This window comes from Rhizobacter sp. OV335 (genome assembly GCF_900142965.1).
Taxonomy (GTDB): Bacteria; Pseudomonadota; Gammaproteobacteria; order Burkholderiales; family Burkholderiaceae_C; genus Rhizobacter.
Genome location: NZ_FRCQ01000045.1, coordinates 17,564 through 38,550 on the forward strand (window position 1 = coordinate 17,564; position 20,987 = coordinate 38,550).

The following is a 20,987-nucleotide window of genomic DNA, read 5'->3' on the forward strand; positions in this document are numbered from 1 at the left end:
CGGTCAGGATCGGACGGTTTTGGTCCCTCTTGCGCCTGTTCGGCGTTTCGCCAGAACAATCCGGTTCAGGTTCCAGCCGCTTGCCGGTGCGTCAGGGCTCACTTGATCTTGATCACGACCTTGCCCTTGGCTCGGCCAGATTCAACATGGGCCAGCGCTTCGTTGGTGGATGAAAACGGGAAGACCTTGTCGATGACGGGCCGGATTGCACCGTCCTCGATCAGGCGAGTGATCTGCTGCAGCTGAACACCGTTCGCCTTCATGAAGAGGAAGGAATAGCCCACGCCTCGACCGCGTGCCCTGCGCCTGATGCCTGAGCTCAGCAGCCGCATCACCAGCTTCACGAAGCCCGGCGCCGCGATCTCCTTGCCGAACTCGGGGTCCGGCGGCCCGGAGATGGAGATGAGCCTGCCGCCGCTCTTCAGCACGCGCAGGGACTTGCCCAGCGTCTTGCCGTCCTGGCTGTTCAGCACCACGTCGTAGCCTTGCAGGACGGTCTCGAAGTCCTGGGTGCGGTAGTCGACGACGACGTCGGCACCCAGGCGCTTCACGAGCGCGGCGTTGGCGGCACTCGTCGTCGTGGCGACGCTCGCGCCCAGGTGTTTGGCCAACTGGATGGCGAAGGTGCCCACGCCACCGGAGCCGGCCTGGATGAAGACCTTCTGCCCCTTCTTCAGGCCGGCCTTTTCGACGAGCGCCTGCCATGCCGTCAGCCCCACCAGCGGAATGGAAGCGGCTTCCTCCATCGTCAAGCCCTTGGGCTTGAGCGCAAGCGACGCCTCCTTGACCGGGACGAATTCTGCGAACGTGCCGATCCGGAAATCATCGGCCCGCGCATAGACCTCATCGCCCGGCTTGAACTGCCGCACGCGCGCGCCCACCTTGACGACGACGCCCGCCACATCGTGACCGAGGATGATCGGCAGGCGATAGGGCAGCAGGAGTTTGAACTCGCCGCTCCGGATCTTGGCATCCAGCAGGTTCACGCCGGCGGCATGGACCTCGACCAGGACCTCGTCTTCACGGAGCTCCGGGGTCGGCATGTCCGCCAAGCGCAGAGAGGCTTGCTTCTGATAGCGATCGAGGACGAATGCCTTCATGATTTCACCGCCAGCATCGCATCGAGCCGCAGATCCCTTCGAATCCCGGCATCGATCAGTCCGGCAGGCGCAAATCTGCGCAGCCATGTCAGCCGGGCAGCGAGCCCCCCGGCGGTGTAGCGCAGCAGTGGGCGAACCGCACTGGCGGCCTTCAGCACGGTCTCGGCCACGACGCCCGGCTGGTCTGCGGTGGCCATCACTTCCTTCACGCGCTGGCTGACGGCGGTGCGGGCCTCGCGATACGCATCGAGCTTGGCGTCGGGCTGCATGAAGTTCGCGTCGAACGGCGTGTTGGTGTAAGCGGGCTCGATGACCGAGACCCGGATGCCCCTTGTGCGCAACTCATGGTCGAGCGACTCGGAATAGCCTTCGATCGCGTGCTTCGTCGCGGCGTAGAGCGCGCCGTACGGCATGGGCAACAAGCCAAGCACCGAGCCGATGTTGATGATGCGGCCGGCGCCCTGTTTGCGCATGTGCGGGAGGACGGCGCGCGTCATTCGGACGATCCCGAAGAAGTTGGTGTCGAAGATCGACTGGGCCTGCTCGATCGAGCTTTCTTCCGCTCCGGCAGGGGCGACCCCGAAGCCGGCGTTGTTGACGAGCAGGTCGATACGCCCCTCCCGCTGCATCAACTGCGAGACGGCATCGGCGACGGATGCATCGCTGGTCACGTCCAGCGGCAGCATCTCGAACGCTCGCTGGCGCCCGTCTTCACCGCGCCGGCTCGTGCCGTAGACCTTGTAGCCTGCCTTCGCGAGCCGTTCCGCGGTGGCCTGGCCGATGCCTGATGAGGCGCCCGTCACGAGGGCGATCCTGGGCTTGCTGCTGGTTGCTGTCATGTCGTGGCTCCGTCGGTGTTGGCTACTAGCATTATGATCATCATATGGAATGGCAAAAGAAAAGGCCACGACCCCCGGTGTGGGTTCAGTGGCCGGCAGGGGTGAGGTAGCGGCGTGCGGTGTCGAGCAGGTCGTCCGACAGCTTGGGATCGTCCACCGCGCGGGCCAGCAGCAAGGCGCCGACCATGGCGGAGATCGTCACCAGCGCCCGCTCGTGCGCGGCGGACTGCCCCCAGTCCGGCGACTGGCGGGCGAGCAGGTCGACCGTTTCCTTGATGTGCTGGGTCGTCACGCGACGCACCTCGGGGGCCTGGCGCGATGTTTCAGAACCCAGCGCCGCCAAGGGGCAACCCAGCTCGGGGTTCGCGGCATGCGCTCTGGAGAGGTAGGCGCCGAGCATGGGCGCCAGTGCCGACCCGGCGGGCACGCTGGCCGCCACGTCCGCAGCCGCCGCAGCGGACTCCGCGCAGGCCCGGGCCGCCGCCTCGGCCAGCATGGCCTCACGCGATTCGAAGTGGGCATAGAAGGCACCGTGCGTCAGCCCAGCCTCCTTCATGATGTCGGCCACCCCGGTCCCGTCGTAGCCGCTGCGGCGGATGGCACGCGCCGCCACGGCCACGATGCGCTCGTGCGTGGCCTCTTTGGCGGCGGCCCGGGCGGTTGTGGATGACTTTCGCATGATTGTCATCATACGGCATTTTTTGTGCCCATGGCGCACGCAAGGGTGGACGATGAAGAGTCCTGGGGTGGAATTCCTCACGGTCTTGCCGCCGGGCTTGATGGAGCTTCCGATGCACAACAAAAAAGCCCTGGAGCGTTGGGGCTCCAGGGCTTCTTGCAACATCACGGTCCTCGGTGGACCTTGTACTGGTGGAGCCGGGGGGAATCGAACCCCCGTCCGAAAGCCTTCTCCGGGTAGATCTACATGTGTAGCTGACTGATTTGTTTTTGAGGACAGTGGTCGCGCAGCAGCACGCTACCCTCATCCCGAGTCACTTGATTTAGCCCTTGAACCGAGTGACCCGGCTCAGAGCGATTCCATGTGAATGACTTCGCAGCTCTTGGGTTGCCCCTCAAGCCCAGCCCATGGACGTGCTGTTGCGAAGCCCACCGGGATTAAGCGGCGGGGGGTAGCCCTTGGGCGGGTATTAAGCCGCTTTCAGGAACTTGTTGTCGTTCGCAGTTAAGTGCGATCCAGTGGATTTACGAGCGAACTGGTGCTCGACATGCCCCACTCCGAATCCGAACCTACGTCGAAACCTGGTCGGCCCCAGAGCTGCGTAGTTTAGGCCATCGCCAGCAGCTTCAAGAGCTCATCGGGCGAATGAACGACATGCTGCGCGCCCCACACCGCCACCGGTTCGCCGACCCCCAGGTAGCCCCAGCCCGCAGCCACCGTCGCCATGCCCGCCGCCTGCCCGGCCTGCACATCGCGCAAGTCATCGCCGACGTACACGCAGTCGTGCGCCGCCACGCCCATCTGGCGCGCCGCCTCCAGCAACGGCGCCGGGTGCGGCTTTGAATGCGGTGTCGTGTCGCCGCTCACCACCGCGCCGGCCCGCACATCGAGCCCCAGCGCCGCCACCAGCGGGTTCGTGAAGCGCTGCGCCTTGTTCGTGACGATGCCCCAGCGCAGGCCGAGCGCCTCGATCGCGTCCAGCATCGCCGGCACCGCGTCGAACGCCCGCGTGTGCTGCGTCATCCGCACTTCGTAGCGGTCGAAGAACTCGTCGCGCAGCACGATGAAGCCGTCATCCGCCGGCGTGATGCCGAGCGCCACGCCGATCATTCCCCGCGCACCCGAGCCGACCATCGGCCGGAACTGCTCGAAGGGCAGCGCCGGCAGGCCGCGCGTGGCGCGCATGTCGTTGGCCGTGCCGGCAAGGTCGGGGGCGCTGTCGATCAAGGTGCCGTCCAGGTCGAACAGCACCGCCTTCACGCGCAGGCTCACAGCGGTTTCCTGCAGGCGAACAGGTAGTTCACGCTGGTGTCGGCCGAGAGCCAGTAGCGCCCGGTCAGCGGGTTGTATTCCATGCCGCGCGTGCCCTCCAGCGCCAGCCCGGCACTGCGCGCCCACTGCGCGAGCTCGCTCGGCTTGATGAAGCGCTTGTACTCGTGCGTGCCTTGCGGCAGCAGCTTCAGCAGGTATTCCGCGCCGACGATCGCGAACATGAAGGCCTTCGCGTTGCGGTTGATCGTCGAGAAGAAGACCCAGCCACCCGGCTTCGCGAGCGTCGCGCACGCCTGCACGATCGACGACGGGTCGGGCACGTGCTCCATCATCTCCATGCAGGTGACGACGTCGAACTGCCCCGGCGCTTCGATCGCCAGCGCCTCGGCCGCGACCTCGCGGTACTCGACGCCGGTGGTGCCGGCCTCCATCGCATGCAGCTGCGCCACCTTCAGCGCCTTGCCGGCGAGGTCGATGCCGAGCACGTCGGCGCCCTTGCGTGCCATCGAATCGGCCAGGATGCCGCCGCCGCAGCCGACGTCCAGCACCCGCTTGCCCTTCAACGCGGCGAGCCGGTCGATCCAGTCCAGCCGCAGCGGGTTGATCTGGTGCAGCGGGCGGAATTCGCTGTCGGGGTCCCACCAGCGATGAGCCAGGTCGCTGAATTTGGCGAGCTCTTGAGGGTCGGCGTTGATCATGAGGCCGTCAGTTTGACATGTCAGGGTCGACATATTCGAAGCAGAGGAATCGCTCGCACCGCAGGTATTCCCCGCGCCAATAAAAAACCCCGCCGAGGCGGGGTTTGTCGTGCATCAGCCGAGGCCGATCACTTGTTGCGCGTACCAACCACTTCGATTTCGACGCGGCGATTCTTCGCGCGGCCTTCGGCGGTCTTGTTGTCGGCGACAGGCTGCTTCTTGCCCTTGCCTTCGGTGTACACGCGGTTCTTCTCGATGCCCTTGCTCACCAGGTAGGTCTTGACCGCTTCGGCACGAGCGACCGACAGCTTCTGGTTGGCGGCGTCGCCACCGATCGCGTCGGTGTGGCCGACGGCGATGATGACTTCGAGGTTCACGCCCGAGGTCTTGCTGACCAGGTCGTCCAGCTTGGACTTGGCTTCCGGCTTCAGCGTCGACTTGCCGAAGTCATAGAAGGCGTCAGCGGCGAAGGTGACCTTCTCGGAGACCGGAGCGACCGGAACGACGACCGGTGCGGGCGGTGCGACCGGGGCCGGAGCCATCGGGGCCGGGGCGGGAGCCGGGGCCTGTGCGACCGGAGCCGGTGCAGGCGGCGGCTTCAGGGCGCCGTCGCAAGCCTGGTTGGCCGTCGCCGGCGTCCAGTTGGCATCGCGCCAGCAGAGTTCGCTGGTGCCGTTCTTCCAGGGGATGCCGGTGCTGTTGACCCAGTTGTCAGCCCCGTTGGATTGGGCGAACGCAACAGACGCTGATGCGGCCAGCGCAGCGGTTGCGAAGAGCGATGCCACTTTATTCAGTTTCTTCATGATTCTCCTCTTGAGGAATGTCGCAGATGGCCTGCAAAACGTCCAAACCGGAATCGGAAAGGTACGGCGAAACCCTCGGTCCCGAGCGCTCACCACCGTCGACGGATTGTGCCATAGGGCCTCTGGCGACCCGGATTTTGGCCCGGGGTCGCGGCTTCGTCCTACGAGAGTCGAATCAGATGTTGCGCAAGCACTACAACGGCCGCGAACTAGAATCGCGGATTGCGCTCACGGGCCCGCCAGCGCCCGTCTTACCGGCTCCGCCGACGACCTCGAATGACCCAGTTCGCCAAGGAAACCCTGCCGATCAGCCTCGAAGAGGAAATGCGCCGCTCGTACCTCGACTACGCGATGAGCGTGATCGTGGGACGCGCACTGCCCGATGCGCGCGACGGCCTGAAGCCCGTCCACCGCCGCGCCCTCTTCGCGATGCACGAGCTGAACAACGACTGGAACCGGCCCTACAAGAAGTCGGCCCGTATCGTCGGCGACGTGATCGGTAAATACCACCCGCACGGCGACCAGTCGGTGTACGACACCATCGTGCGCATGGCGCAGGATTTCTCGATGCGCCACATGCTGGTCGACGGCCAGGGCAACTTCGGCTCGGTCGACGGCGACAACGCCGCGGCGATGCGCTACACCGAAATCCGCCTCTCGAAGATCGCGCACGAGTTGCTGGCCGACCTCGACAAGGAAACGGTCGACTTCGGCCCGAACTACGACGGCTCCGAGAAAGAGCCGCTGGTGATGCCCACGCGGATGCCCAATCTGCTGGTGAACGGCTCCGGCGGCATCGCGGTCGGCATGGCCACCAACATCCCGCCGCACAACCTCAACGAGGTGATCGACGGCTGCCTGCACCTGCTGAAGAACCCCGCGGCCACGATCGACGAGCTGATCGAGATCATCCCGGCGCCCGACTTCCCCACCGCCGGCATCATCTACGGCACCAGCGGCGTGCGCGACGGCTACCGCACCGGCCGCGGCAAGGTGGTGATGCGCGCGAAGTGCCATTTCGAAGACATCGACAAGGGCTCGCGCCAGTCGATCATCGTCGACGAGATCCCGTACCAGGTGAACAAGAAGACCTTGCTCGAGCGCATGGCCGAGCTGGTCCACGAGAAGAAGATCGAGGGCATCAGCCACATCCAGGACGAGTCCGACAAGTCGGGCATGCGCGTCGTGATCGAGCTGAAGCGCGGCGAGGTGCCCGAGGTCGTGCTGAACAACCTCTACAAGCAGACGCAGCTGCAGGACACCTTCGGCATCAACATGGTGGCGCTGATCGACGGCCAGCCGAAGCTCTGCAACCTCAAGGACCTGGTCAGCATCTTCCTCGAGCACCGCCGCGAGGTCGTGACCCGCCGCACGGTGTTCGAGCTGCGCAAGGCGCGCGAACGCGGCCACGTGCTCGAAGGCCTGGCGGTGGCGCTGGCCAACATCGACGAGTTCATCGAAACCATCAAGACCTCGCCGACCCCGCCGGTCGCGAAGGCCGCGCTGATGAGCAAGTCGTGGGATTCCTCGCTGGTGCGCGACATGCTCTCGCGCGCCGAGGGCGAGACCCCGGGCGGGCGCGACGCCTACCGCCCCGAAGGCCTGCCGCGCCAGTACGGCATGCAGCCCGACGGCCTGTACCGCCTCTCCGACGACCAGGCCGGCGAGATCCTGCAGATGCGCCTGCAGCGCCTGACCGGGCTCGAGCAGGACAAGATCGTCGGTGAATACAAGGAGGTGATGGCACAGATCGCCGACCTGCTGAACATCCTCGCGACGCCGTCGCGCGTGACGACCATCATTTCCGACGAGCTGACCGCGATCAAGCTCGAGTTCGGCCAGACCAAGCTCGGCGCGCGCCGCAGCCAGATCGAGCACAACGCGCAGGACCTCGGCACCGAAGACCTGATCACGCCGACCGACATGGTCGTGACGCTCTCGCACACCGGCTACATCAAGAGCCAGGCGCTGTCCGAGTACCGTGCGCAGAAGCGCGGCGGCCGCGGCAAACAGGCCACGCAGACCAAGGAAGACGACTGGATCGACCAGCTCTTCATCGCGAACACGCACGACTACATCCTGTGCTTCACCAACCGCGGCCGCGTCTACTGGCTGAAGGTCTGGGAGGTGCCGCAGGGCTCGCGCAATTCGCGCGGCAAGCCGATCGTCAACATGTTCCCGTTGCAGCAGGGCGAGAAGGTCAACGTGGTGCTGCCGCTGACCGACGGCTTCCGCAGCTTCCCGGCCGACCACTTCGTGTTCATGTCGACCGCGCAGGGCGTCGTGAAGAAGACGGCGCTCGACGAGTTCAGCAACCCGCGCAAGGCCGGCATCATCGCGGTCGACCTGGACGAAGGCGACTTCCTGATCGGCGCCGCGCTCACCGACGGCAAGCACGACGTGATGCTGTTCAGCGACGGCGGCAAGGCAGTGCGCTTCGACGAAGACGACGTGCGCGCGATGGGCCGCGGCGCCCGCGGCGTGCGCGGCATGATGCTCGACGACGGCCAGAGCGTGATCGCGATGCTGGTGGCCGAAGACGAGACGCAGAGCGTGCTGACCGCCAGCGAGAACGGCTACGGCAAGCGCACCAGCATCGTCGAGTACACGCGCCACGGGCGCGGCACCAAGGGGATGATCGCGATCCAGCAGACCGAGCGCAACGGCAAGATCGTCGCCGCGACGCTGGTGCGGCCGGACGACGAAATCATGCTGATCACCGACAAGGGCGTGCTGGTGCGCACCCGCGTCTCCGAGATCCGCGAGCTGGGCCGCGCGACGCAGGGCGTCACGCTGATCGCGCTCGACGGCGGATCGAAACTGAGCGGCCTGCAGCGCATCGTCGAGAACGATGCGAATCCTGACGGCAGCGAACCCGGAGATGTCTCCGGCGATGGAACGGGCGAAGCCCCGACGGAAGGAGACATCTGATGCGCCACCACCTGATCACGATCGCGCTGCTGGGCAGCACCACGCTGGGCGCACAAGCGCAGTCGACGCCGGCCGCACCGGCATCACCGGCAGCGGCCTCCGCGCCGGCGGCCCCGGCCAGCCCGGCGAAGAAGGCCCTCATCCAGCGCGTGCTGACGCTGCAGCAGCCGGCCCTCGAGAACACCGCCCGCGAGGTGGCCGAGCGCCCGGCGATGCAGCTCACGAGCGCCGCGCAGCAGTACCTGCAGCAGCGCGTGCCGCCCGACAAGCGCGACGCGATGTGGACGCAGGTGCAGGCTGCCGTGCGCAAGTACCTGGCCGAAGCGGTGCCGCTGGTCAAGGAGCGCGCGCTGACGCTGAGCCAGACCACGCTCGCCGGCATGCTCGACGAACGCTTCACCGAAGACGAACTGAAGCAGTTGGCCGCGACGCTCGAGAACCCGGCCTTCAAGAAGTTCCAGCAGGCGATGCCCGAGATCAGCGACAAGTTCGTGCAGAAGCTGGTCGCCGACGCCGGCGCCTCGGTCGACCCGAAGCTGAAGGCGCTCGACGCGAGCATCTCGACGGCGCTCGGCGTGCCGCCGGCCGGCACCGCCGCATCGGCACCGGCCTCCGGCCCGCGTGCCGCCAAACCGGCCGCGCCGAAGGCGAGCGGCAAGTAATGTCGTTCCGCTGAGTTCCCTGGTCTCTGGATGAGCGCGATGCAACGCCCGTACAACTTCTCCGCCGGCCCGGCCGCACTGCCCGAAGAGGTGCTGCGGCAAGCCGCCACCGACATGCTCGACTGGCACGGCTCGGGCATGAGCGTGATGGAGATGAGCCACCGCGGGCGCGAGTTCGCCAGCATCTACGAGCAGGCCGAAGCCGACCTGCGCGGCCTGCTGGCCGTGCCCGCCAACTTCCGCATCCTGTTCATGCAGGGCGGCGGCCTGGCCGAGAACGCGATCGTGCCGATGAACCTGTCGCGCGGCGGCGTGGTCGACGTGGTCGTCACCGGCGCGTGGTCGCAGAAGTCGTACAAGGAAGCGCAGCGCTATGCGCAACCGCGCATCGCCGCGAGCAACGCCGACAACCAGCACACCCGCATCCCGGCGCCCGAGACCTGGTCGCTGAGCGCCGACGCGAGCTACGTGCACGCCTGCACCAACGAGACCATCCACGGCGTCGAGCTGCACACGATTCCCGACCTGGCCGCGCTGGGCTCGAAGGCGCCGCTGGTGATCGACTGCTCGTCGCACATCCTGTCGCGCGCGATCGACTGGACGCGCGTGGGCCTGGCCTTCGCCGGCGCGCAGAAGAACGTCGGCCCGGCCGGGCTGACGCTGGTCTTCGTGCGCGACGACCTGCTCGGCCACGCGTTGCCGATCTGCCCGAGCGCGTTCGACTACAAGACCGTGGCCGACAACGGCTCGATGTACAACACGCCGCCCACCTACTCGATCTACATCGCCGGGCTGGTGTTCCAGTGGCTGAAGGCGCAGCGCGAAGGCGCGGCCGCGGGCGTCGCCGCGATGGAGCAGCGCTCGATCGCGAAGGCCGCGCTGCTGTACGGCGCCCTCGACAGCTCGGAGTTCTACCTGACCCGGGTCGACCCCGGCAGCCGCTCGCGCATGAACGTGCCCTTCTTCCTGCGCGACGAATCGCTGAACGATGCGTTCCTGGCCGGCGCGAAGGAGCGCGGGCTGCTGCAGCTGAAGGGCCACAAGAGCGTCGGCGGCATGCGCGCCAGCCTGTACAACGCGATGCCGCTGGCCGGCGTGCAGGCGCTGGTGGCGTACATGCGAGAATTCGCGGCGCGCCATGGCTGACCCGACACCCGCCCCCCACCCTGACCTGCTCGCCCTTCGCACCCAGATCGACCGCGTCGACCGAGAGCTGCTGGGCCTGCTGAACCAGCGCGCCCAGCTCGCGCTGCACGTCGGCGAGCTGAAGAAGAAGGAAGGCTCGGTCGCGTTCCGCCCCGAGCGCGAGGCCCAGGTGATCGACGGCCTGAAGCAGACCAACCCCGGGCCGCTGGCCAGCGACAGCGTCGCGCCGATCTGGCGCGAGATCATGTCGGCCTGCCGCGCGCTCGAGACGCCCACCCGCGTCGCCTACCTCGGCCCGGCGGGCACCTTCAGCGAACTCGCGGTGCTGGGCTTCTTCGGCTCGTCGATCGTCAAGGTGCCGTGCGCCAACTTCGACGAGGTGTTCCACGCGGTCAGCGCCGGGTCGGCCGATTTCGGCGTGGTGCCGGTCGAGAACTCCACCGAAGGCGTGGTCACGCGCTCGCTCGACCTGTTCCTGACGACGCCGCTCTTCATCATCGGCGAGACCAGCCTGTTCGTGCGGCACAACCTGCTGCGCCGCGAGAACTCGCTCGAGCACCTGAGCGCCGTCTGCGCCCACCCGCAGGCGCTGGCGCAGTGCCACGGCTGGCTCAGCAACCACCTGCCGAACGTCGAGCGCCGCCCGGTCGCGAGCAACGCCGAAGGCGCGCGCATGGCGAAAGAAGACCCGACGGTCGCCGCGATCGCGAGCGAACGCGCCGCCAGCGAGTTCGGCCTGCACATCGTCGCGCCGGCCATCCAGGACGACGCGCACAACCGCACGCGCTTCACGGTGCTCGCGCATCCGCACCAGCATCCGCAGCCCAAGGCCTCCGGCCACGATTGCACCAGCCTGATCGTCTCGGTGGCGAACAAGCCCGGCGCGGTGCACGACATGCTGGTGCCGCTGAAGCGCCATGGCGTCTCGATGACGCGTTTCGAATCCCGCCCTGCGCGGTCCGGCCAGTGGGAGTACTACTTCTACGTCGACCTGCAGGGCCACCCCGACGAGCCCCATGTCGCGGCCGCCTTGAGCGAGCTGCGCGAGGTGTGCGCCTTCTTCAAGGTGCTCGGCACCTATCCCATCGACGTCCATTGACCATGTTCAACCAACTCGGCGTGATCGGTGTCGGCCTGATGGGCGGCTCGTTCGCACTCGCCCTGAAGCGGGCCGGGCTGGTCAAGCGCGTGGTCGGCTACAGCAAGTCGCCGTCCACCACCGAACGCGCCCGCAAGATGGGCGTGATCGACGTGGCCGCCGAATCGGCGCTGCTCGCGGTGTCGGGCTCCGACATCGTGCTGATGGCGGTGCCGGTGTCGGCCACCGAAGCCACCTTCAAGGCGATCCGCCACCTGGTGGAACCGCACGTGCTGTTCATGGACGTCGGCTCGACCAAGCGCGACGTGGTCGACGCCGCGCGCCGCGTGCTGAAGGAGCGCGCCAGCGCGTTCGTGCCGGCGCACCCGATCGCCGGCAAGGAAGTGGCCGGCGTCGCGCACGCCGACGCGTCGCTGTACACCGGCCGGCAGGTCATCATCACGCCGCTGCCGCAGACCTCGCCCGAGCTGATCCAGAAGGCCACCGACGTGTGGTCGGCGATCGGTGCGCAGGTCTTGCGCATGACGGCCGAGAACCACGACGCCGCGTTCGCCGCCGTCAGCCACCTGCCGCACATGCTGGCCTTCGCGTTCTTCAGCTCGGTGGCCAAGCAGCCGGCGGGCAAGGATTTCCTGTCGCTGGCCGGCCCGGGTTTCCGCGATTTCACGCGCATCGCCGCGAGCGACCCCGAGGTCTGGCGCGACATCCTGATGTCGAACCGCGAAGAGATCCTGAAGCAGTCGATGCGCTTCCGGCACACGCTGGATGCGCTCGAGCACGTCATCAAGACCGGCAATGCGGAAGCGCTCGAAGGGCTGATCCGCAACGCGTCCGAAGCGCGCTCCAGCTGGCAGATGGGCTCGGGCAAGCCCAGCTCGTCGCGCTGAGCTCGCGTTGATTTCCTGATACCGCGGCGCCCGGCGCCGCCCCTGGTCGCCCACTGCCGATGTTCACGACACCGTTCCTCGACCTCCCGCCCCTTGCGTCCGCCGACGGCAGCGTCCGACTGCCCGGCTCGAAGAGCATCTCCAACCGTGTGCTGCTGCTGGCCGGGCTCAGCGCCGGCACCACGGTCGTGCACGACCTGCTGGATTCCGACGACACCCAGGTGATGCTGGCCGCGCTGCGCGAGCTCGGCTGCGGCGTCGAAGCCGACGGCGGCGCCTGGCGCATCACCGGGCTCGGCGGCCGGCTCGCGACGCGCGAGGCGAGCCTGTTCCTCGGCAACGCCGGCACCGCGATGCGCCCGCTGACCGCCGCGCTGGCGGTGCTGGCCGCCACGCAGAACGGCCGCTTCGAGCTGCGCGGCGTGCCGCGCATGCACGAGCGCCCGATCGGCGACCTGGTCGACGCGCTGCGCCAGCTGGGCTGCAACATCACCTCGCTCGGCGAGGAGGGCTTCCCGCCGCTGCGGCTCGCGGCCGCCGACACGCGGCTGAACACCGCACAGCCGATCCGCGTACGCGGCGACGTCTCCAGCCAGTTCCTGACCGCGCTGCTGCTCGCGCTGCCGCTGGTGTCGGCCGAGCATGCGGTGACGATCGAGGTCGACGGCGAGCTGATCTCGAAGCCCTACGTCGACATCACGCTGAACCTGCTGGCCCGCTTCGGCATCCAGGTGCAGCGCGACGGCTGGCAGCGCTTCGTCATCCCGCAGGGCAGCGCGTATCGCTCGCCGGGCAGCATCCACGTCGAGGGCGATGCGTCGTCGGCGTCGTACTTCGTCGCGCTGGGCGCGATCGCGGCCTTCGGCGGGCGAGTACTGCGCATCGAAGGCGTCGGCGACGACTCGATCCAGGGCGACCTGCGCTTCATCGACGCCGCCCGCGCGATGGGCGCCGACGTGCGCAGCGGCCCCGGCTGGCTCGAGGTGCGCCGCGGCGCCTGGCCGCTGAAGGCGATCACGCTGGACTGCAACCACATTCCCGACGCGGCGATGACGCTGGCCGTGATGGCGCTCTACGCGACCGGCACGACCCGGCTCGACAACATCGCCAGCTGGCGCGTGAAAGAGACCGACCGCATCGCCGCGATGGCGACCGAGCTGCGCAAGCTGGGCGCCGCGGTCACCGAAGGGCCCGACTTCATCGAAGTCACGCCACCGGCCACTTGGCGCGCGGCGGCCATCCACACCTATGACGACCACCGGGTGGCGATGTGCTTCTCGCTGGCGGCGTTCAACCCCCTCGTGGGCGGCGCGGTGCCAGTGCGCATCCTCGACCCGCGCTGCGTCGCGAAGACCTTCCCCGACTACTTCGAGACGCTGTTCGCCGTCTCCCGGCCCGGCCCGGCCGGCGTGCCGGTGATCACGATCGACGGGCCGACCGCGTCCGGCAAGGGCACGCTGGCCAGCGCGGTTGCGCAGGCACTCGGCTACCACTTCCTCGATTCGGGGGCGCTGTACCGGGCGACCGCGCTGTCGGCGCGCGACGCCGGCGTCGCCGACACCGACGAGCCCGGCCTTGCAAAGATCGCCGCCGGCCTGCAACTGGCCTTCCACGACCAGCGCATCTGGCTGGCCGGCCGCGATGTGAGCGACGACCTTCGCCAGGAGCAGGTGGGCGCGATGGCCTCCAAGGTGTCGGCTTGGCCGGCGGTGCGCCAGGCGCTCTACGAGCTGCAGCTGGCGCACCGCCGCCTGCCCGGCCTGGTGGCCGACGGGCGCGACATGGGCACGGTGATCTTCCCCGGCGCCGACCTGAAGGTCTTTGTCGTCGCGAGCGCCGCCGTGCGGGCCGAACGACGCCATAAGCAATTGATTTCTAAAGGAATTTCGACTAGTATCGATGACCTTCGAGCCGACCTTGAAGCGCGCGACGCCCGGGATCAGAACCGGGCGATTTCGCCTTTGAAGCCGGCCGAGGGCGCGAAAGTGCTCGACAACTCGGCACTGACCATCGACGAATGCGTCAAGGCAGTGCTGGATTGGTGGGCGGCTTCGCGAAACTGGCCCGCGGCCTGACCCTCCTGCACCGCTCTTGACTCAACAAGGGCCGTGCTCCCAGGCAGCGGATCTCAACCTAACCGCAACGCAAGTTGCACCCGGAAATCCACATGCCTCAAACCCAAACCGCCACCAACCAAGGCGGCGAATCCTTTGCCGCCCTGTTCGAAGAATCGCTGAAGCGCTCTGAAATGCGCAGCGGCGAGGTCATCACCGCCGAAGTGGTGCGTGTCGACTACAACTTCGTGGTGGTGAACGCAGGCCTCAAATCCGAAGCCTACGTGCCCATTGAAGAATTCAAGAACGACCAGGGCGAGCTCGAAGTCCAGGTCGGCGATTTCGTGTCGGTGGCCATCGACGCGATCGAAAACGGCTACGGCGACACCATCCTGTCGCGCGACAAGGCCAAGCGCCTGGCCTCGTGGCTGTCGCTCGAGAACTCGCTGGAATCCGGCGAATTCGTGACCGGCACCGTCAACGGCAAGGTCAAGGGCGGCCTGACCGTCCTCGTGAACGGCATCCGTGCCTTCCTGCCCGGCTCGCTGCTCGACACGCGCCCGGTCAAGGACATGAGCCCGTTCGAGGGCAAGACCATGGAGTTCAAGGTCATCAAGCTCGACCGCAAGCGCAACAACGTCGTGTTGTCGCGCCGTGCCGTGGTCGAAGCCTCGATGGGCGAAGAACGCGCGAAGCTGCTCGAAACCCTGTCCGAAGGCGCGATCGTCAACGGCGTGGTCAAGAACATCACCGAATACGGTGCGTTCGTCGACCTGGGCGGCATCGACGGCCTGCTGCACATCACCGACATGGCCTGGCGCCGTGTCCGCCACCCGAGCGAAGTCGTTCAGGTCGGCCAGGAACTGCAAGCCAAGGTCCTCAAGTTCGACGCCGAGAAGAACCGCGTCTCGCTGGGCATCAAGCAACTGGGCGACGACCCGTGGCACGGTGTCTCGCGCCGCTACCCGAACGGCACGCGCCTGTTCGGCAAGATCACGAACATCGCCGACTACGGCGCGTTCGTCGAGATCGAGCCGGGCATCGAAGGCCTGGTGCACGTCTCCGAAATGGACTGGACCAACAAGAACGTCGCTCCCAGCAAGATCGTTTCGCTGGGCGACGAGGTCGAAGTCATGGTCCTCGAGATCGACGAAGACAAGCGCCGCATCAGCCTGGGCATGAAGCAGTGCAAGGCCAACCCGTGGGAAGAGTTCTCGACCACGGTGCAGCGCGGCGACAAGGTCAAGGGACCCGTCAAGTCGATCACCGACTTCGGCGTGTTCGTGGGCCTGGCTGCCGGCATCGACGGCCTGGTGCACCTGTCCGACCTGTCGTGGAACGAGCCGGGCGAAGCCGCGGTCCGCAACTACAAGAAGGGCCAGGAAGTCGAAGCCGTCGTGCTGGCCGTCGATGTGGAGCGCGAGCGCATTTCGCTGGGCATCAAGCAACTCGACTCCGACCCGTTCACGAGCTACACCTCGGTCAACGACCGCGGCATGATCGTCAACGGCAAGGTCAAGACGGTTGACGCCCGCGGCGCCGAGATCCAGCTGAACGAAGACGTCACCGGCTACCTGCGTGCTTCCGAAATCAGCCGCGACCGCGTCGAAGACGCGCGCAACGTGCTGAAGGACGGCGACGAAGTCTCGGCACTGATCATCAACATCGACCGCAAGACGCGTTCGATCCAGTTGTCGATCAAGGCCAAGGACAACGCCGACCAGCAAGAAGCGATGCAGCGCCTGTCGACCACGAACGAGCGCGAGACCGCCGGTACCACCAGCCTGGGCGCCCTGCTGCGCGCCAAGCTGGACAACCAGAACAACGGCTGATCCCGTCGTTCGCCCACTGACCGCACCCTGAGGATCAACAGGACCCATGACGCGTTCCGATCTCGTGACAAGGCTGGCAGAGCAGTTCAGCCAGCTGACGCATCGCGACACCGAGTTCGCCGTCAAGACCATCCTGGATGCGATGTCCGATGCGCTCGCGCGCGGGCACCGCATCGAGATCCGGGGGTTCGGCAGTTTCTCGATCAACCGCCGCCCGCCGCGGGTGGGGCGCAATCCCCGCTCCGGCGAGCAGGTGGTGATCCCCGAGAAGCTCGTTCCGCATTTCAAACCCGGCAAGGCCTTGCGCGAAGCCGTCGACGAGCAGGTTCCGCTCGAAGACGACCAGCCGATGCCGATCACGCCGTTGACGGGCACCTGAGCCCGTCCCTTGCATTCGTGCGCTGCGCGCCGCCGACCTAGAATCGGCCGCCATGATGCGCATCGCCGTCTGGCTCTTCCGAGCCTTCATCTTCTTCAGCCTGTTCGCCTTCGCGTTGAACAACCAGCACGATGCCAACGTGCATTGGTTCTTCGGCCAGGAATGGCACGCCCCGATGGTGTTCGTCGTGCTGGGCGCCTTCGCGTTCGGCTGCGCCTTCGGCGTGCTCGCGATGGTGCCGAGCTGGTGGCGCAACCGCCGCCTCGCCCAGCGCCGCCTGCGCCGCCGCGGCGATCACTCCGAGCTGGCCGACAGCGCGCTGACGCAGTCGTCCGAGCTCCCCACCCGAACCGATTCCCACCCCCCGCGCGATGGACTTTGACTACCAGTGGTTCCTGCTCGGCCTGCCGGTCGCGTTCGCCCTCGGCTGGCTGGGCTCGCGCCTGGACCTGCGGCAATGGAAGCGCGAGCAGCGCGATTCGCCGAAGGCCTACTTCAAGGGCTTGAGCCTGCTGCTGAACGAGCAGCAGGACAAGGCGATCGATGCCTTCATCGAGGCCGTGCAGCAGGACCCGGACACCTCCGACCTGCACTTCGCGCTGGGCAACCTGTTCCGCCGCCGCGGCGAGTACGAACGCGCGGTGCGCGTGCACCAGCACCTGCTGAACCGCGCCGACCTGCCGCGTGCCGACCGGGAGCGCGCACAGCACGCGCTGGCGCAGGACTTCATGAAGGCCGGCCTGTTCGACCGCGCCGAAGAGGCCTACAAGGCGCTCGAGGGCACGGCCTTCGACACCGAGGCCCGCCTCGCGCTGCTGACGCTGCACGAGCGCTCGCGCAACTGGCGCTCGGCGGTCGAGGTGGCGCAGAAGCTCGAGCGCAGCGGCACCGGCTCGTTCGCGTCGCGCATCGCGCACTACTGGTGCGAGCTGGCCATCGATGCCGATGCGCGCCAGCAAGAGGCCGACGGCGACGATGCGCTGCGCCGCGCGCGCAGCGCGGCCCCGCAGGCCGCTCGCCCGATGGTGCTGGCCGGCCAGCGCGCCTTTGCGCGCGGCGACCATGCGCAGGTCATGCAGGCCTGGGGCGAGCTGATGACGACCCACCCGGTCGCGTTCAACCTGGTTGCCCGCGACTACGCGAACAGCGCGATCGCCGCCAACGATGCCGTCGGCGCGCTCGAGCGGCTGCGCACGCTGTACGGCCGCGCGCCGACCATGGACCTGCTGGCCGCGATCACGCTGCTCGACCCGGGCGCCGCGGTGCAACGCAGCCGCCTGCTGGCGCACCTGCAGACGCAGCCCAGCCTGTCGGTGGCTCAAGAGCTGCTGCGCGTCAGCGCCGGCGACACGCTCAGCAGCGACGAGACGCAAGGCCTGCGCGATGCCATCGGCCGTGCCGCCAAGCCGCTGCAGCGCTACCGCTGCGCCGCCTGCGGCTTCGAGGCGCAGCACTATTTCTGGCAATGCCCGGGCTGCCTGAGCTGGGACACCTACCCGCCGCAGCGCCTGGAGGACTTGTGATGACGGCTTCGATCGACCCCGATCGCCTGGCGCGCGCCCGCGTGCTGGTCGTCGGTGACGCGATGCTCGACCGCTACTGGTTCGGCGCCGTCGACCGCATTTCGCCCGAGGCGCCGGTGCCGGTGGTGCGCGTGACGCGCGAGGAAGAGCGCCTGGGCGGCGCCGCCAACGTCGCGCTGAACGTCAAGACGCTGGGCGCGCAGGCCACGCTGCTGACGGTGGTCGGCAACGACGAGCCGGCGCACAAGCTGCAGCGCCTGCTCGAGCAGCAGGGCGTCGCCACGGTGCTCGGCCACGACCCGCAGCTCTACACCATCGTCAAATTGCGCGTGATCGGCCGCTCGCAGCAGCTGATCCGCGTCGATTTCGAGAATCAGCCCGACCACGAGGTGCTGACCGCGATGCTCGGCGACTACGAGCGCGAGCTGGCCCGCCACGACGCGGTGCTGTTCTCCGACTACGGCAAGGGCGGCCTGACGCACATCCCGCGCATGATCGAGCTCGCGCGCGCCGCCGGCAAGCCGGTGCTGGTCGACCCGAAGGGCAGCGACTACAGCCGCTATGCCGGCGCCACGGTGATCACGCCGAACCGCGCCGAGCTGGCGCAGGTGATCGGCGCCTGGGGCAGCGAGGCCCAGCTGCACGAGCGGGCCCAGGCTTTGCGCAAGCAGCACCGCCTGGATGCGCTGATGCTGACCCGCTCGGAAGAAGGCATGTCGCTGTTCGACGAGGTCGACGGTGCCGACGGCCACACCCGCGTGCCGGCGCAGGCGCGCGAGGTGTTCGACGTCACCGGTGCCGGCGACACCGTCATCGCCACGCTGGCCGCGATGCTTGCGTGCGGCGTCAACCTGCGCGAGGCCATGCCGATCGCCAACCGCGCCGGCGGCATCGTCGTCGGCAAGTTCGGCACGGCCAGCGTCAGCTACGAGGAGTTGTTCGAATGAAGGTGGTTGTCACTGGCGCGGCCGGCATGATCGGCAGCAACATCGTCCACGGGCTGAACGCGCAGGGCATCGACGACGTGATCGCCGTCGACGACCTGACCGACGGCCCGAAGTACCGCAACCTGCTGGGCGCGAAGCTCAGCGACTACTTCGACAAGAGCGAGTTCTACAAGCGCTTCGCGAACGGCGATTTCGGCAAGATCGACGCGGTGCTGCACCAGGGCGCATGCTCCGACACGATGGAGCACAACGGGCGCTTCATGCTCGACACCAACTACCGCTGCAGCAAGGACCTGCTCGACGCCTGCCAGGCGCAGGGCACGCGGCTGCTGTATGCGTCGTCGGCCGCCACCTATGGCGGCAGCGACAGCTTCCGCGAAGAGCCGGCGTTCGAGCGGCCGCTGAACGTCTATGGCTATTCGAAGCTGCTGTTCGACAACGTGGTGCGCCGCATGCTGCCGCACAACCGCAGCCAGGTGGCGGGCTTCCGCTACTTCAACGTCTACGGCCCGCGCGAGCAGCACAAGGGCCGCATGGCCTCGGTGGCCTTCCACCACTTCAACCAGTTCCGCGAGACCGGCAAGGTCAAGCTGTTCGGCGAGTACGGCGGCTACGCAGCGGGCGAGCAGAACCGCGATTTCGTGTTCGTCGACGACGTGGTCGCGGTGAACCTGTGGTTCCTGCAGCACCCGGGGCAGAGCGGCGTCTTCAACCTGGGCACCGGGCGCGCGCAGCCGTTCAACGACGTGGCCGAGGCGACGGTCAACGCGTCGCGCGCGCTGAAGGGCGAGCCGGCACTGCCGCTGGCCGAGCTGGTCGCGAAAGGCTTCATCGAGTACATCGAGTTCCCGCAGGCGCTGGTCGGCAAGTACCAAAGCCATACGCAGGCTGACCTGTCGCGACTGCGTGCAACAGGTTGCGACCTTGCATTCACCGACGTGGCCGGCGGCGTGAAGCGCTACGTGGATTGGCTCGCGACGACCGCCTGAGAAAGGTGCATCTGTACCGGCCCTGGCCGGTCAACGTCCTCTGCGAAGGGCCCGTTAGGCCGCGGAGTTGCCACCCGGCAATTCGTCAACCTTCCAGGAGAGGATCACCATGTTCAAGAAGACCATCATCGCCACGCTGCTGGCACTGTTCTCGGCGCTGGCTTTTGCGGCCGGTGTCGACATCAACAAGGCGACGCAGGCCGAGCTCGAAGCGGTCAAGGGGATCGGTCCGGCGATGGCCACGCGGATGCTGACCGAGCGCAAGAAGGGTGAGTTCAAGGACTGGACCGACGTGATGGGTCGCGTGAAGGGCGTCAAGGACCACCAGGCTGCGAAGCTCTCGGACGCTGGGCTGACGGTCAACGGCGGGGCGTACAAGGCCTCCGCTGATGCCAAGAAGGAACCGGCGAAGAAGTAATCCAAGCGCCGGGCCACGAGCCCCGCGACACAACGCCTCGCGCTATCGCGGGGCGTTTTTTCTTGCTGTGCGCGCAGGCTGCGGCAGGGGCCCTGGGCGGGGGACTCATGCCGGGGCGGTCGGCCCGGGGGGCCGACTCCACGAAGAAGCTCGGCTTCGGGGGTGCATCGGCAAACTCCCTCCACTCACTTCGTTCGTTGTGGTCAAACAGTGCCGATGAGTTGGTCTACGAAGCGCGCTGGCGCGCGCCACCCCCGAAACCGATCTTCTTCGTCGCCCCAGAAATCGCCCCCCGCCCAGGCCCCCTGCCGCAGCCTGCGAACCGCTTGTGTTCGTAGCCAGGGTGGCAACCCGGGAATCAACGCCCACTTGTTCGCTTGTCACCCCCGAAGGAGCGGGGCGGTGCCACAAAGGCGCTGACGGGGAGTCCGTGGAGCGCCAATAGGGACGGGGCGCCGGAGCTGGCTGGTTTCATGGCCCGCGTGCGCAGCACGCTTCGTGAACTGACTGTCGCCGACTGTTTGACCACAACGAACGAAGTGAGTGACGGGAGTTTCGGCGACGGGCCATGAAGCCAGTCAGCGGAGGGAAGTCTTCGCCCCGCAAGGGGCGAAGACCGGCCCGTCCGGCGAGCCACGGACTCCCCGTCAGCGCCTTTGCAGCGCCGACCTCAGCGAACACCCCAGCCAAAGAAGCGCGCCACTTCCTCGCGCCGCTTCAAGGTATCGG

Annotated in this window: 19 protein-coding genes and 1 other RNA gene; 13 read left to right on the forward strand and 7 right to left on the reverse strand. The window is 67.4% G+C overall.

All coding sequences use genetic code 11. The features are described 5' to 3' along the window. Nucleotides 1-98: 98 nt before the first annotated feature. The 7 genes from BUE42_RS29615 to ompA all read right to left on the reverse strand — a co-directional run bounded on the left by BUE42_RS29615 (nt 99) and on the right by ompA (nt 5,391). Nucleotides 99-1,100, reverse strand: a complete 1,002-nt coding sequence (locus BUE42_RS29615) for an NADP-dependent oxidoreductase (RefSeq protein ID WP_073468879.1) — start codon at nt 1,098-1,100, stop codon at nt 99-101. Continuing rightward, nucleotides 1,097-1,939, reverse strand: a complete 843-nt coding sequence (locus BUE42_RS29620) for an oxidoreductase (protein WP_073468880.1) — start codon at nt 1,937-1,939, stop codon at nt 1,097-1,099. Before BUE42_RS29620 ends, BUE42_RS29615 begins: the two co-directional genes overlap by 4 nt. An 85-nt stretch (nt 1,940-2,024) precedes the next feature. Next, a complete protein-coding gene (locus tag BUE42_RS29625; RefSeq protein ID WP_073468881.1) occupies nt 2,025-2,630 on the reverse strand; it encodes a TetR/AcrR family transcriptional regulator in 606 nt (201 codons plus the stop codon). 177 nt (nt 2,631-2,807) lie between these two features. Beyond that, nucleotides 2,808-3,211, reverse strand: a transfer-messenger RNA (tmRNA) gene (ssrA, locus tag BUE42_RS29630). Nucleotides 3,212-3,224: 13 nt separating this feature from the next. Next, nucleotides 3,225-3,890: a phosphoglycolate phosphatase gene (gene gph, locus BUE42_RS29635; RefSeq protein ID WP_073468882.1), complete on the reverse strand. Its 666-nt coding sequence runs from the start codon at nt 3,888-3,890 to the stop codon at nt 3,225-3,227. Next, nucleotides 3,887-4,588: a bifunctional 2-polyprenyl-6-hydroxyphenol methylase/3-demethylubiquinol 3-O-methyltransferase UbiG gene (gene ubiG / locus BUE42_RS29640; protein ID WP_143171841.1), complete on the reverse strand. Its 702-nt coding sequence runs from the start codon at nt 4,586-4,588 to the stop codon at nt 3,887-3,889. Before ubiG ends, gph begins: the two co-directional genes overlap by 4 nt. Before the next feature lie 128 nt (nt 4,589-4,716). Beyond that, nucleotides 4,717-5,391, reverse strand: a complete 675-nt coding sequence (gene ompA, locus BUE42_RS29645; RefSeq protein ID WP_073468884.1) for an outer membrane protein OmpA — start codon at nt 5,389-5,391, stop codon at nt 4,717-4,719. Nucleotides 5,392-5,667: 276 nt separating this feature from the next. Here ompA and gyrA point away from each other — a divergent pair, with 276 nt between their 5' ends. From gyrA to BUE42_RS29710, 13 genes are all read left to right on the forward strand, one after another. Next, complete coding sequence (gyrA, locus tag BUE42_RS29650) at nt 5,668-8,322, forward strand: DNA gyrase subunit A (protein WP_073468885.1); 2,655 nt, start codon at nt 5,668-5,670, stop codon at nt 8,320-8,322. Beyond that, a complete protein-coding gene (locus BUE42_RS29655; RefSeq protein ID WP_073468886.1) occupies nt 8,322-8,984 on the forward strand; it encodes a DUF2059 domain-containing protein in 663 nt (220 codons plus the stop codon). Before gyrA ends, BUE42_RS29655 begins: the two co-directional genes overlap by 1 nt. A 39-nt stretch (nt 8,985-9,023) precedes the next feature. Continuing rightward, the gene (gene serC, locus BUE42_RS29660) at nt 9,024-10,130 is read left to right on the forward strand and encodes a 3-phosphoserine/phosphohydroxythreonine transaminase (protein ID WP_073468897.1); all 1,107 of its coding nucleotides are present in this window, start codon (nt 9,024-9,026) and stop codon (nt 10,128-10,130) included. After that, the gene (gene pheA / locus BUE42_RS29665) at nt 10,123-11,229 is read left to right on the forward strand and encodes a prephenate dehydratase (protein WP_073468887.1); all 1,107 of its coding nucleotides are present in this window, start codon (nt 10,123-10,125) and stop codon (nt 11,227-11,229) included. Before serC ends, pheA begins: the two co-directional genes overlap by 8 nt. A gap of 2 nt (nt 11,230-11,231) precedes the next feature. After that, entirely contained in the window at nt 11,232-12,116 is an 885-nt protein-coding gene (locus tag BUE42_RS29670) for a prephenate dehydrogenase (protein WP_073468888.1), read from the forward strand. A gap of 59 nt (nt 12,117-12,175) precedes the next feature. Beyond that, nucleotides 12,176-14,191 carry a bifunctional 3-phosphoshikimate 1-carboxyvinyltransferase/cytidylate kinase gene (locus tag BUE42_RS29675; RefSeq protein WP_073468889.1) on the forward strand — a complete coding sequence of 672 codons (2,016 nt, stop codon included), beginning with the start codon at nt 12,176-12,178 and terminating at the stop codon, nt 14,189-14,191. 92 nt (nt 14,192-14,283) lie between these two features. Continuing rightward, nucleotides 14,284-16,002, forward strand: a complete 1,719-nt coding sequence (gene rpsA, locus BUE42_RS29680) for a 30S ribosomal protein S1 (protein ID WP_073468890.1) — start codon at nt 14,284-14,286, stop codon at nt 16,000-16,002. Nucleotides 16,003-16,048: 46 nt separating this feature from the next. Next, complete coding sequence (locus tag BUE42_RS29685) at nt 16,049-16,381, forward strand: integration host factor subunit beta (RefSeq protein ID WP_052203810.1); 333 nt, start codon at nt 16,049-16,051, stop codon at nt 16,379-16,381. A gap of 55 nt (nt 16,382-16,436) precedes the next feature. Further along, nucleotides 16,437-16,763 (forward strand): LapA family protein, encoded by a 327-nt coding sequence (locus BUE42_RS29690; protein WP_073468898.1) that lies wholly within the window; start codon nt 16,437-16,439, stop codon nt 16,761-16,763. Beyond that, a complete protein-coding gene (lapB, locus tag BUE42_RS29695) occupies nt 16,753-17,904 on the forward strand; it encodes a lipopolysaccharide assembly protein LapB (protein ID WP_073468891.1) in 1,152 nt (383 codons plus the stop codon). Before BUE42_RS29690 ends, lapB begins: the two co-directional genes overlap by 11 nt. After that, nucleotides 17,904-18,851 carry a D-glycero-beta-D-manno-heptose-7-phosphate kinase gene (gene rfaE1 / locus BUE42_RS29700; RefSeq protein WP_073468892.1) on the forward strand — a complete coding sequence of 316 codons (948 nt, stop codon included), beginning with the start codon at nt 17,904-17,906 and terminating at the stop codon, nt 18,849-18,851. The genes lapB and rfaE1 overlap by 1 nt, the downstream gene beginning before the upstream one ends. Then, on the forward strand, nt 18,848-19,840 hold the full coding sequence (rfaD, locus tag BUE42_RS29705; protein WP_073468893.1) for an ADP-glyceromanno-heptose 6-epimerase: 993 nt from the start codon (nt 18,848-18,850) through the stop codon (nt 19,838-19,840). Before rfaE1 ends, rfaD begins: the two co-directional genes overlap by 4 nt. A 109-nt stretch (nt 19,841-19,949) precedes the next feature. Then, nucleotides 19,950-20,258, forward strand: coding sequence for a ComEA family DNA-binding protein (locus tag BUE42_RS29710; RefSeq protein WP_073468894.1), 309 nt, complete (start codon nt 19,950-19,952; stop codon nt 20,256-20,258). The last annotated feature ends 729 nt before the right edge of the window (nt 20,259-20,987 follow it).

Excerpts from the sequence above, each read along its gene's own strand:
- pheA (WP_073468887.1), top strand. The coding sequence starts at position 10,123 with ATGGCTGACCCGACACCCGCCCCCCACCCTGACCTGCTCGCCCTTCGC.
- gyrA (WP_073468885.1), top strand. The coding sequence starts at position 5,668 with ATGACCCAGTTCGCCAAGGAAACCCTGCCGATCAGCCTCGAAGAGGAA.
- serC (WP_073468897.1), top strand. The coding sequence starts at position 9,024 with ATGCAACGCCCGTACAACTTCTCCGCCGGCCCGGCCGCACTGCCCGAA.
- rpsA (WP_073468890.1), top strand. The coding sequence starts at position 14,284 with ATGCCTCAAACCCAAACCGCCACCAACCAAGGCGGCGAATCCTTTGCC.
- lapB (WP_073468891.1), top strand. The coding sequence starts at position 16,753 with ATGGACTTTGACTACCAGTGGTTCCTGCTCGGCCTGCCGGTCGCGTTC.
- BUE42_RS29690 (WP_073468898.1), top strand. The coding sequence starts at position 16,437 with ATGCGCATCGCCGTCTGGCTCTTCCGAGCCTTCATCTTCTTCAGCCTG.
- BUE42_RS29710 (WP_073468894.1), top strand. The coding sequence starts at position 19,950 with ATGTTCAAGAAGACCATCATCGCCACGCTGCTGGCACTGTTCTCGGCG.
- BUE42_RS29655 (WP_073468886.1), top strand. The coding sequence starts at position 8,322 with ATGCGCCACCACCTGATCACGATCGCGCTGCTGGGCAGCACCACGCTG.
- BUE42_RS29625 (WP_073468881.1), bottom strand. The coding sequence starts at position 2,630 with ATGATGACAATCATGCGAAAGTCATCCACAACCGCCCGGGCCGCCGCC.
- ompA (WP_073468884.1), bottom strand. The coding sequence starts at position 5,391 with ATGAAGAAACTGAATAAAGTGGCATCGCTCTTCGCAACCGCTGCGCTG.
- BUE42_RS29620 (WP_073468880.1), bottom strand. The coding sequence starts at position 1,939 with ATGACAGCAACCAGCAGCAAGCCCAGGATCGCCCTCGTGACGGGCGCC.
- ubiG (WP_143171841.1), bottom strand. The coding sequence starts at position 4,588 with ATGATCAACGCCGACCCTCAAGAGCTCGCCAAATTCAGCGACCTGGCT.
- BUE42_RS29615 (WP_073468879.1), bottom strand. The coding sequence starts at position 1,100 with ATGAAGGCATTCGTCCTCGATCGCTATCAGAAGCAAGCCTCTCTGCGC.
- BUE42_RS29670 (WP_073468888.1), top strand. The coding sequence starts at position 11,232 with ATGTTCAACCAACTCGGCGTGATCGGTGTCGGCCTGATGGGCGGCTCG.
- rfaE1 (WP_073468892.1), top strand. The coding sequence starts at position 17,904 with ATGACGGCTTCGATCGACCCCGATCGCCTGGCGCGCGCCCGCGTGCTG.
- BUE42_RS29675 (WP_073468889.1), top strand. The coding sequence starts at position 12,176 with ATGTTCACGACACCGTTCCTCGACCTCCCGCCCCTTGCGTCCGCCGAC.
- BUE42_RS29685 (WP_052203810.1), top strand. The coding sequence starts at position 16,049 with ATGACGCGTTCCGATCTCGTGACAAGGCTGGCAGAGCAGTTCAGCCAG.
- rfaD (WP_073468893.1), top strand. The coding sequence starts at position 18,848 with ATGAAGGTGGTTGTCACTGGCGCGGCCGGCATGATCGGCAGCAACATC.